The sequence below is a fragment of the Actinocorallia lasiicapitis genome (assembly GCF_054778695.1).
Genome location: NZ_BAAGZI010000007.1, coordinates 17,859 through 30,271, shown reverse-complemented (window position 1 = coordinate 30,271; position 12,413 = coordinate 17,859). Strand labels below are relative to the sequence as shown.

4 protein-coding genes are annotated in these 12,413 nt (G+C 66.9%); all 4 read left to right on the top strand.

What is annotated here, in order from left to right:
* The first annotated feature begins 580 nt into the window (after positions 1-580).
* Positions 581-2,101 (top strand): 3'-5' exonuclease, encoded by a 1,521-nt coding sequence (locus ACYVE7_RS01865; protein ID WP_460362597.1) that lies wholly within the window; start codon positions 581-583, stop codon positions 2,099-2,101.
* Positions 2,102-2,164: 63 nt separating this feature from the next.
* A complete protein-coding gene (locus ACYVE7_RS01860; protein ID WP_460362595.1) occupies positions 2,165-5,959 on the top strand; it encodes a protein kinase domain-containing protein in 3,795 nt (1,264 codons plus the stop codon).
* Positions 5,956-7,602, top strand: coding sequence for a methylation-associated defense system protein MAD7 (gene mads7 / locus ACYVE7_RS01855; RefSeq protein WP_460362593.1), 1,647 nt, complete (start codon positions 5,956-5,958; stop codon positions 7,600-7,602). Before ACYVE7_RS01860 ends, mads7 begins: the two co-directional genes overlap by 4 nt.
* Positions 7,603-7,709: 107 nt before the next feature.
* Complete coding sequence (locus ACYVE7_RS01850; RefSeq protein WP_460362591.1) at positions 7,710-12,398, top strand: helicase HerA domain-containing protein; 4,689 nt, start codon at positions 7,710-7,712, stop codon at positions 12,396-12,398.
* Positions 12,399-12,413: the final 15 nt, after the last annotated feature.

The window sequence follows — 12,413 nt, the reverse complement described above, 5'->3', positions numbered from 1 at the left end:
ACAGGCGATTGCTTGGCTGAGCGGAGAAGTCAGCCCAGTCCCCCCGTCGCCACCCAGCCGTTCCGCCGGCCATCCAGTGGTGCGACCTGATCACCCGGACCTACGAGCAGACCGACGGGTTCCTGTTCGGGCGGCGCACGTGCGAGCTGCTCGCGCGGTCGTGGGGCCACCGGCTTCCCTCCCGGGCGCTACCAGCTCCTCGCCGCGATCAACGCCGTCCACACCTCGGCCCCGACATGCCCTCCACCGACTGGTCCCAGATACTCGCACTCTACGACCACCTCCAGACCCTCGACCCGTCCCCATCGTCACCCTCAACCGCGCCATAGCCCTGGCTGAGCTCTCCGGCCCCGAACCCCACCTCTCCTCCTTCACCGCCTCGGCCGCCCCACCGGCTCCCGCACCTCCTACGACTGGGCCATCTCCACCACCCCGGCCGAATCAGCCTTCCTCACCTGCGCCGAGGCCGCCTCCCCTAGCGAGCGAAGTGCACAGCCCATTTCGATAACAGATCAAGGATCTCCCGACGGAACTTCGACCGTTCGTGTAATGGTCAGGTTGGTAATTTCGAGGAGGTTAAGTGGGGTCGGCAGGCGAATCGCTCCTAAGTAGATTGGCTCGGGGTTTCCTGGCGGATGGGCTCGCGCTGTGCGCCAGCCGCGGCGACCGACCAGACCTCATCCTGGCGGACCGCGTCTGCGGGCTGGTCGTTCTCGATATTGAGAGCGAGGAGTCCGACCCGACATCACGGGCTCCCTTTGCCCGGCTCAACCGGAAGGTCACCGATCTCAGGGAGCAATACCCGATCGTGGCGAGCCTCCGCCCCCATCGGCTGGTCGTCTTCGAGGGGTGTCCCGACTCGCTCCTCCCCGCGGCACCCGAAACCGCACCCCGAACCTTGGGGCTCGCGGACGTCTACTCCGGCGTGTGGCGGACCCGGCTCGAATCCCGTCCGATCAGCCCCAAGGTGCTGGGCGCCCTGCGCGCGGAGCTCTCGCCTGCGCTCTCCTTCGATCTGCGCTATCACCAGGGTACGAACGACCCGGGCCGAGCCGAGCGAGCATCCCTGCGGATCGAACTCGATGCCCGGCAGGCAGCCGCGGCGACTCTTCCCAGCAACGAAGTCCTGGTGCTGACCGGCTCTCCGGGCAGCGGCAAAACCCTCGTCCTTGCCAGCAGGGCCCGCCATTTGGCGACGCTCCATCCCGACTGGCGCATTGCCATGCTCTGCTACAACAACGCACTCGTGCCCCATCTGCAGGCTCTCGTGGCCGAGCATCCGAACATCCGGGTGCAGACATTCGCCAAATATGCCCACCAGTCGGGTCACCGTTTCGCCTTCGACACCGCTTATCGCGCCGACGCCGACTTCGCCGCCGCACAGTCCAAAGGAATCACGCCCGAGGTCGACGCACTCCTCGTCGACGAGTTCCAGGATTTCCACAACGGCTGGATCCGGTTCCTGCTCGCCACCGTTCGAAAAGAACGCGGCGGCACCACCCTCGCAGGCGACGACGGACAGGCGATCTATCGAGAAATATCACCAACCACCGCCCTTGTGGGGCGAAATGTCGACTATCTGGCTTTGGGGCACCCCTATCGGAGCACCAGGCAGATTCTCGAGGCGGCCTCAGCTCTTCAGCCAACGAACGCGTCATCCGAAGGGCTCGAGGGACAACCGGTAGAACTGATCTGGGCCCAGTCGTGGAGTGACCAGGCCGAAGCCGCCGCCTGGCACATCCGCCACATGATCGAGAGCGACGAGCGCCAGCCAGGCGACATCGCGATCCTCGTCACCCAGCGGCGGGGAACGCTCAAGCGACTGCTGACCGCGCTCTCAGCCGCCGGGATACCCCACCAGATAGAGGGAAAACCCGAGGCCGCGAACCCCACCGCGGACGTGCGGCGATCGAGCGTGCGCATCATGACGGTGCACGCGGCCAAGGGCTTGGAATTCGACGTCGTCATCCTCTTCGGCCTTGAGGCTCTGCCCTATCGAGGATCCCGCCCGCGCTCCCCAAGGCCGTGTCGGCTTCGTCGGCGCGACAAGGGCTCGCGATCAACTCCTGGTGACCTACACCCGAGCGAGTGGACATGTTGAGGCGCTCGGTAAGAGTCCGAGCGTCCACCGGTCCATCTGGCCCAACGACTACGAGGGATGACCATGGCCGAACTGTTCGTACTGGGCGAATACCAGGGACCCGGCGAGCGCGAGACTGCGGAGACCCTCGCCCGGGACCTTCCGCAGCACTGGTGCGTGCTGGCCGGACGCAAGCTGAGCGGGCCCGACCGCAGCGACCTTGATCTGGTCGTCGTGGGAGAAAGAGCGATCTTCCTCCTGGAGGAGAAGCACTGGGGACCTCGGATCGAGCTCGGAGACCAGGTCTGGCGGGTGCGCGGCGAGGAGCGCAGGAACCCCTTGGACCGCGTCAATCATCTGGCGCGGGTGCTGGCCGGGCAGCTGCGCGGACACGTTCCCGGTTACCGAACCGCCATCGGCGGACGTCGGATCGTGGTCGCGGGCATCGTTCTCTCCTACGAGGGTGTCGAACTGGCGCCGACCTCCGACTTCATCGACGGCGACGCGGTGAAGCGGCTCTCCGACGTGTCGACATGGTTGCGGCTCCGGGACGCGGAGTACGGCGCCGATCTGGGAGGGGTACGAGAAGCGGTCCTCCGCTTCCTGACCGGCCTGCCCGCTCGGGGATCCCTCCCTGAACGGATCGGCCCCTACCGGATCGTGCAGGAGATCGAGCCCATCGAGACCGCTCGCTGCTTCCACGCCAAGGACGGTGCCCGCACCGTCATCCTGCGCTGCTACCCGATGCACGGATGGGGCCCGGACCTTCCGCCGAGCGGAGTCGTCGAACGGGAACGTCTCGCCCTCGACCGGCTGGAGGAGCGCGACCGGACCTGGCAGATCCATCCGGCCTTCGCAGACGAGGTCCGTCAGTGGACGGTCGTCCCCGTCGTTCCGGCCAAGGGCAAGAACCTCATGACGTCCCTGCGGATCGCCGACCCGGAACGCACGGGGAACCGGCTGCCCAGGCAGGTCGCCGCCGATGTGGTGGCCGATGCCTTTCGCGCGTTGGGCGAAGTCCATGAGGCCGGGCTGGTGCACCGCGGGTTGTATCCGCGCCGTATCTACCTCGGGCGAGGGCTGCGTGTGAAATTCAGCGATTTCTATCTGGCGCGAGCATCCGGGGAACGGACCATCACCCCGGAGATGAATGCCGATGCCGATCCCGGCACGCCGTACCGCGCTCCTGAATGCCGGGTGAATCTGGCGATGGCCGGGCCCTGCTCAGATGTCTACTCGTTGGCTCTCGCGCTCAGCTGCTGGGTGCTCGGCGATCTGCCCGCAGAACCCGATGTGCGCGCTGTCCGGAAGGCCATCACCGCAGAACCGATGATCGGTGACGTCCTGGCGAGCTGCCTGGATGATGACCCCGGCCGAAGGCCCAGCGCCGAGGAGGCGGCCGAGCGGATCAGCGAGACACACACGGCCGGAGACCCGCCGACACCCGTGCCCGGGATCGAGACGTTCCAGGTCGGCGGCATCGTCGATGACCGGTACGAGCTGCGGCAGCTCCTCGGCCAGGGCGGCTTCGCCCAGACCTGGCGGGTCTGGGACCGGATGGCCTTGGCCGAGCGGGTCATCAAACGCTTCCACAACGATGACCTCGCCGAACACGCCCTGCGGGAGTTCCAAGCCGCAGATGTGATCCGGCACGACAACTGCGCCCGGGTCTATGACATCTCTCGGGAAGCACCCCGCTACCTCGTCTTGGAATACTTCCCCGGAGTCGACCTGCGCTACTTCTCAGCGCATCACGCACCCGACGCCGACCGGTACCGGTCGATCGCGCTGGATCTCCTCAGCGCCCTCGATCACCTGCACAGCCGGGGCATTCTGCATCGGGACATCACCCCGAAGAACGTGATCGTGACACCGGATCACCGCGGCAAGCTCATCGACTTCGGGGTCGCCGGACGACCTCGGACGACCACCGTGGTCGGCACCCCTCCCTACTCCGCGCCTGAGCAGAGCGCGGGGATGGGTGCGACGGCGCGCAGCGATCTTTATGGTTTCGCGGTCACGATGATCTACACGATGCTGCGGCGCTACCCGTACGGGGGCGATCCGGTGAGCGGCGAGGCGCGCCGGGAGCGGCTGGTGCCCCTCACCGAGGACGAGCGCCGAACGTGGGGAGCCCTCGGCGCCGCCATGCTGGACACGCTGTTCACCGCAGCGAGCGCCGATCCCGCCGAACGTCCCGGTTCAGCCGAGGAGCTGGCCTTCCGGCTGAGCCTGCTCGGCGAGATGAGCGAGACCGGCGGGGCAAGGGAGATCAATCCGACGGTAGACGACCTGCGCGGACTCTATCGAGCCAGCACGGTCGGGAACGGTGGAAACCGGGGTCTGGACGACGATTTCTCCCGCGATACCTACGTACCCACCCTGCTGGATGAGAAGCTGCTGCCCGCGATCGTCCGAGGAGACCCCCGGTGGGTCCTGCTGACCGGCAACCCCGGAGACGGAAAGACCGCGTTCCTGGTCAAGGTGGGCGAAACACTGCGCGCCCTCGGAGCCGAGATCGTGAGCGAAGACGCCCCCGGATGGCGGATGCTGCTGGACGGTCATGTGTTCATCGCCGTCTTCGACGCCAGCGAGTCCCACGACGGGAAATCCTCGGATGAGCTGATGCGCGAGGCGCTGCTCCCCGCACCGGGCGAGCAGCCGGACAAGCGTACGGCCCTGCTCGCGGTGAACGATGGGCGGCTGCTCCACTTCCTCGAAGCCTATGACGACGAGTTCGATGAGGAGGCGATGGCGGTACGCCGACAGCTGGAGGGCCGGCAGCGCCGCGACGATCCATCCGACGACCGCATCATCGTTGTCGATCTCAAACGGCGCACGCTTGCCCGCAGACCAGGCGGCGCGAGTCTCGTCAGCGAGATCCTCGGACGTCTCACCGCGGCCGAACGCTGGGCCGTCTGCGACGGCTGCCTGTCGCGGGCCGTCTGCCCGATTCGCCACAACGCCGAGGAACTACGGGGTCGCGCGGTGGACGGTGTGGAGGAACTCGTCGCCACCTCACATCTGCGCAGACAGCGCCGCGCCACCTTCCGGGACGTGCGGTCTGCCCTGTCCTGGCTGATCACCGGGGACAGGTCCTGCGCGGACGTGCACGAGGCGAGGGAGAACGGCATGGATCTTCGGCTCGCCGCCAACGCCCAGGTGGAGGATCTCGCTTTCGATCCCCGATCGGCCGACTACCTGATTCAGGAGTGGGCGGGCCTCGATCCGGCGGATACCGCCGCGCCCGACGTCGAACGCGCCGCACGCGGTCTCCTCGCGGAGCCGGCGAACTTCACCGAGGACGCGCGCATCCGGGCACAACGGCGGCTGTTCATCGGCACCTGGCGTCCGGACGGGCTGGACCGGGCGGCGGTCCGCGTGTACCGGTATCTCCATGAGTTCGAGGAGACGCTGCTCGAATCGTCGGACGACCCACCAGCGAACGCCAAGGCCCGCCTTCTCCTCGGGCTGAGCAGGCTCCTCGGAGCACCCGGCTACCAGGGCTGCGACCTCGCCCTGGCGGACCAGGGAGCAGAGGTCACCTGGGCGGTGCTCAAAGAGATCCCGGCTGCCGAGTTCACTCTCCAGAAGGTCGAGAGCCCCTCGGAATATGTGGAGTGGCGCCCGGAGGCACTTCAGCTCGTGCACGCCGGAGCATCCCTCACCTTGACGCTGGACACTTTCGAACTCGTCATGAGGGCCGCGGACGGCGACCTCATCGGTGACAGCACCGCCGATTCGGTGCGTCAGGAGATCGAGACCTTCGCGGCGGTGCTGCGGCGCAGCCCCGCGACGGCGGTCCGCATCGTCAACCCCGCAGGCGTCGCACGGCGTGCGGTGATCACCGACCGACGTATCGTTCTGGAGGCACCATGACGCTGGTCATCCCCAAGGAACTGAGAAAGATCGAGTTCACCGAGCTGACGCTGGTCGAGCTCAACGACATCGATCTCGACCGGTTGCTGCCCAAGCTCTGGGAGCTGATCGTCAAGCAGGGGCGGCTCTCCTCCGCTCCGAAGGAGACGGACGACGACGGCTACGACCGGTATCTCCATGCCCTCGCACACCACGACCGCCTCGAGGGATTCGCCGACGAGCACGGGATCAAAGTGCTGGACGGGTGGCTGCGATCCTCTGTCGTACGCATTGGAGCCAAAGGACGCGGCGGCAGGTCCGGCACCCAGATGGACTACGTGCTCCCGTTGACGATCGCGAGTTACCGTGGTGGCCTGCCCAGAACCCGCCGCCACCGGCACGCGCACACCTTGATCTACTTCTTGCTGGTCGAAGGGTTGAAGGCCCGCGGGATCGAGGCTCCGGAACGGAACCTGCGACGTCAGCTCGAACGCGCCGTGGGCGATGGGGTGACCATCGGTCCGGACGGCGCCTGGGCGCCGAGCTACGACGGTGCGGCGGACATCGACATCAACGCCCTGCTGTCCATCAGCTTCCTGGAGGGCTTCACCCCGCTCGGTCCGGGCCCCGCTGAAAAGAAGCAGCGCAGCAGCGTCGTACCGCAGGCGACGAGCGCCATGGGCGATGATCTTCTGGACTATCTCGCCGCCTACGGGGGACGGCTGACGCCGTCCGCGTTCGTCGACAGATTCGCGGCCCTGGTATCCCTGCGGCTGTTCCAGTTGCCGTTGCGCATCGCCCGTGCGGTGCGGCATGTCATCAGGACCGGAGAGAAGTCCGAGGACATGCGTGATGACGTGCCGGTCCACAACTCCTTGGAGCTCTACTCCGACTTCACCCGGGTCCGTGGTTCGGCTTCGGACACATTGGCCCGGCGCTGTGTCCAGCGGGACATGGACGTCATGCGCGGTTTCCTGTCCGACCGGCTGCTCCTGCGCTCGCTGCGTCAATCCATGTTCAACCTGAAGCGCGAAGGCGACGAGATCAAGGCTCTCCCCATGCCGGACAGCCTGGTCGCCATGGTCGCCAGGCGAGAGGACCCGATGGTCAGCGCCTACGCGAATCATCAGATGCAGATCATCGAGCGAGCGACCGAAGAGGATTCCAGCGGTACCGAGGAAGACCTCGAATACATCAAGTCGGTGATCTACACCAAGGAACCCCCCATCGAACAGCTCACCAAACTTCTGTTCGAGGGCCTCTCCGACGCGGCTCAGCGCAATCAGATGCACTGGTTCTGGCATACCGGCGGAGTGACGAAGCCTTACGGTCTGATCGATGGATCCTTGACCTCGCGGAGTTCATGGCGTTACGCCCCGTCCGACGACCTCCTCTACGCGCTCCTGCTCGCGTGCTTCACCAGCGATCAGGGGAACAGCCGCCGCAGAAGGATGCCGATCTCGGAACTGCTGCGGATGCTGCGTGAGCGGTTCGGGATCCTCATCGACCGTCCGCCGACGGATTTCGACAGCGTCGACCACCGCGCGGCCGCCGCCGAGAACCTCGAGGCGTTCAAACGCAGACTGAGGCTGCTCGGTTGTTTCGAGGGGCTGAGCGACGATTTCTCCGCCCAGTTCGTCCGCATCCCCATGGAGCTGAAATGAACATCGGCCTCCCCCGCATCTTGATAGCGCGCATCGCCGCGACCCTTGACGGCCACCTGCGGAACCGAGGTGAGGGCCATTGCGTCCGTGTCGATGATCTCTCCGCCGTGGACGCCACAGCCCTCGCCGAGACCACCGCGGAACTCCACTCGAACCGTGCCGTCCACGTGCTCTCACCGGATCCCCTCGGACGGCTGGAGATCGCGATCGACCGTGCCATCGAGCTGCGGAACCGCAAGGAGCGCCAGCTGCTCCTGCTGGTCCCGGCGGGGACCGGTCACACGGCCAGTTCACTGGACAACTCGTTCGAGCCGCTGCCGCTGCTGACCTTGTTGGCATCGGTGACCGACGCTCTGGAGAAGGATCTGCTGGAGACATCGGCCGGTCCCGTACTCACCCAGGTCAAACGGGTGCTCGGCAGAGACCTCCAAACGGAGCCCTGGGCAAGGTTCCTGAGCGCCGTCGTCAACGATCCCAGCGAGCTGTCGGTCGGGCGGGAACTCTGGCGGGTCGGCCTCATTCCGGATCTGTCGGGCGAGAGATTGGCCGAGCGGCTGCCGCGGAACGCGAAAGCGGTCGCCGCCATCGCCCGACCTGCCCGGACGACCTCACGAGTGATCGATCGGCTCGTCGAAGCGCAGATCAAGGAGGGCGAGTTCCGTCGTGCCATGACGTCCTTCCTGGAACAGCAGGAGGCCGGCGCGCTGGCCAACCCGACCGTCTGGGCTCAGGCGATCGGTGAGCGCCCTGCCGCGGACCTCACCTTCGACCGGTGGCCGCTCGTCGAGATGCAGCAGACCAGCCTGGAGCAGATCAAAGTCCTGCCGTTCGTCAAGCCCAACGGTCAGGTCGATCCCCAGGCCAAGCTGCGTCAAGGAGACGACGGACAGCTGTACTGCGATGTGACGCCCGACCGCCCGGGCAAGATCGTCGTCAAGTGGACCACGGAACCGGCCAAGACCAGTGCCGTCGCATCCTGGCGGATCGAACTGGTGCCGCCCGCCGACCTCCGCTCGATCGATACCCCGCCGATAGCCGCCACCAAGGCGAAGGGCACGGCACGCCGCACCACCCTGAGCATCTCGGTGACGGAGGACGATCTCGCCGAGGGGACGCTCTTCGTCGTCCAGGTCCGCGCTCAGGACGCCGATGGCAATGACCTGGGACTGCCGGACGGCTCCGTCGCCGAGGCGGAGAGCGACCAGTTCCAGGTCAGGCTGGACGACCACGCTCCCGAGCCGGTCTCGCGAGCGGCGGGGGCGGCATCCTTGCCGGAAGCCGTGCTCGTCGTGGCGGTCGAGAACGGCGGCGAGCTCTCAGAGAGCGCACCGGTGTGGGACGCCGACGGGCAGCTGTTCGACCTGCGGATCGGTGGCCGCAGGACCCAGGTCCGGGTGTCACGGGTGATCACCGGCCTGCAACGCCGACTGATGGCCGACCCGCGTGAGGCCGTCGCGTTCGAGGCGATCTCTCCGCTCGGCGAGCCGATCGATCCGGACCAAGCAGAACGACGGCCCTTGGAGATCCCGTCCGCGTTGGCGGAGCACCGCCGGAAACTGCTCGCCGCTCTCGCCTCACATGCCCCACGTGACGTGGTGGAAGTCCTGGCCTGGGACGACGACCTGCGAACCGAGGTGAGCGTCTATGTCCGTAGCTACAAGCGGGCGCTCGACGGCGGCGATACGTCGACACGTTCGGCTCTGCTGCGGATGGACACCTTGGTGCTGCACGTCGGCACGGGATCTGATGCCGTGTCCGGACTCGTCCTCCTGCCGATCCACCCCATCCGGCTGGCCTGGGTCGCCGCCCACGACCGGATCTTGAGGGAGTGGGCCGAGGAGCTCGGTGGCGCGGGCGGCGACAAGGCCGATCGCGCGCGCCGGGTCGATCTCGCGATGGTGTCCCGGCTGTCACCGGCGAACCTGCCCTTCGTCACCATCGACCAGTCGGGTGCACCGTACGTGCATGCCGAGGAACTGACCCATGGCTCGGCGCTCTATCTACCGCCGGACACGACTGAGCCGCAGTCGGCCGCGGACGTCATCTGCGGGGCCATCGACGTCGTCCGAGTCAACGCCCACCTGTCGATCGCGTCCCAGACCATCGGTGAGCGAGTGCGCAGCTACCTGGACGCCCATCCTGGAATCGGCGCCCTGAGGATCATGTCGGTCAATCCGGGATCGGGAGCGGTGCTGGCACGGGCGCTCGCCCCGATCGCGCTTCCCGAGGAGCCTTCCGCCCAGAACACCCAGCCGGCGGAACCCCAGCGGATGGAGATCATCGCGTACAGCGATCGGCTGCCTTACACCGATCCGATCGCGGTTCTTCGAGAACTGCAGCGCACCGTCGCGACGAGCGAGACCCGGCGCAGAGCCACCCATCTGGTCCCGCCGATGGGATTGGCCGCGCGTAGCCTGGCGAGGCTCGCCTCGGACAAGGAAGGGCACCACCTGGCCGTGGTGCAGGACCTGGTCACGGGGAGGATCACCGGTTCCCCAGCTCCACCCGACGCGTGGACTACGGCCTTCCAGGACCTGCTGACACCTCTGCGGGCGGAACGCGCTCTCGACGGCGCCGCAGAATGGCATGTGACACCGGCGCTGAAACCCCGGCGCAGCGGACGGATCGAGACGGACATGGTGGAGGCCCACCGCTCCCACCAGAAGGCCGCCGCGGCGGTGCTGGGCCTGACATCCGACGTCCCCGCCCTCTCCATCCGGCTCGGGCAGGCCGACCTGGCACAGATCCGGGCCGCTCACCGGCGTGCTGACTGGGTCGTGACACTGGATCGGGGGTTCGGCGCGGCACTCTTCGAGGAGACCACGCGAGGCACCGCGGACGACGGCCGCTACCTCCTCGACTACACGCCGGACTTCCTAGAGGGGTTCGACGGGAAGATCACCGTGACCACCGCGCATCACGACGAGGTCCGGCGCATCTTGGCCGAAGCGATGAGGAAACTGGGTTTGACGGGAGACGACCCATCGGTGTCCCTTGTCCTCAACCGGCTGCTGCTCGTCTCCGGACGGCTCGCGCTCCGCCTGCTCCGGGAGACTTCGCTGTCGGTCGAAGCGGTCAGTCTCGCCGCCGTCATGGCCCATCTGGAACAGCGAGGCCGGCTCGCAGGAAAGATCGTCGTTCCGGTCGACGCCCACCCCGAGATCTTCGGTGCGCGACCGGTGCAGGAAGGATCGGCCCGGCGCTGCGACCTGCTGCTCGTACAGGTCACTCGACGCTCTCTGCGGATCGAATGCATCGAGGTCAAAGGCCGAGGCGCCGCGCAGCTGCCGACGTCGCTCGCCGACGAGATCGTCGACCAGCTGGAGAACACCGAACGGGTGTTGCGGCGCCAGTTCTTCATGACGGACCCGCCGCGGCTCGACGGCGCCCTCCAACGAACTCGGCTCGCGGGCCTGCTGCACCACTACGCGGAACGGTCGGCCCGCTACGGCCTCCTTCCAGCGGACAAGCTGCCGGAAACCCATCGGAACATCGATCGCATCGAGGAGTCGGTCGAACCCCCGGAGATCAGCATGAAGGGCTTCGTCATCAGCCCCGATGGCACCGGCGGTTTTCCCGCCAAGCACCGCAATGTGTCGATCGCCGTCTTGACCGCTGAAGACCTGGGACAGGCCGGCTTCACCACGATCAACCCCGCGGCCGCCCCGATCCCCCCGAGCGAGACGACCCCGAACGAGACGACTCCGCCGCCGGCCGAGGTCCCTCGCCCCGCCGAAGCTCCCGCACCACGATCAGAAGCCGAGAAGCCACCGCCTGAGGAGGACACCCCCGTACCCTCAACGATCAGCGTCGGATTGGGACTCGATACCGGCGGCGTCGAGGTCTCCTGGAACATCAGCACCAAGGGCAGCCCGCACGCCTTCATCCTGGGCATCCCCGGGCAGGGCAAATCGGTGACCACTCGTCGGATCATCCGCCAGTTCGCCGAACAGGGCCTCCCCTCCCTGATCCTGGACTTTCACGGCGACATGGCGATCGACCCCCCTCCCCGCGCCCAGATCGTCGATGCGGCGGACGGTCTCCCGTTCAGCCCCTTCGAGCTGTCCTCCACTGATCCACGAGTGATCGCCGAGACCGCATGGGAAGTCTCGGAGATCATCGGCTATGTCTGCGGCCTCGGAGAGATACAGCGCAATCATGTCTACGACGGCCTGAAACGCGCCTACGAGACCGCAGGCGGCGTTCCCGACATGGGGCTCGTCGCCGACCAGATCGGGAAGGTCGAACAGGCCGCACGTGGCAAGAACGCCAGAGACCGCCTGCGCCCGTTGACGGATTTCGGGCTGTTCGCCAACTCCCCGACCGAGGCGTTTCTCTCCACGTGGAGTGCGGGCATGGTCGTCGATCTGAGCAGACTCAAGCTGGAGACGGTCCAGCTGGCCGCCGGAGCCTTCCTCCTGCGAAAGATCTACCGTGAGATGTTCCAGTGGGGTCCTGCCGATGCGCTGCGCCTCGCCGTCGTCCTTGACGAAGCACACCGGCTGGCCGGGGACATCACCCTCCCCAAGCTCATGAAAGAGGGCCGCAAGTACGGGATATCCGTGGTGGTCGCCAGTCAGGGAAGTGCCGACTTCCACCGCGACGTGCTGGCCAATGCGGGGGCGAAAATGGTCTTCCGGACCAACTACCCGGAATCGCGGACGACGGCCGGATTCCTTCGCGGCCGCGACGGTGACGATCTCAGCCGGCCCATCGAGCAACTCGCCGTCGGATGGGCCTACATCTCCACTCCGGAGCACGTCCAGGCGCGGAAGACGGCCATGCACAACGCGTGAGCAGGAGGACCGCCG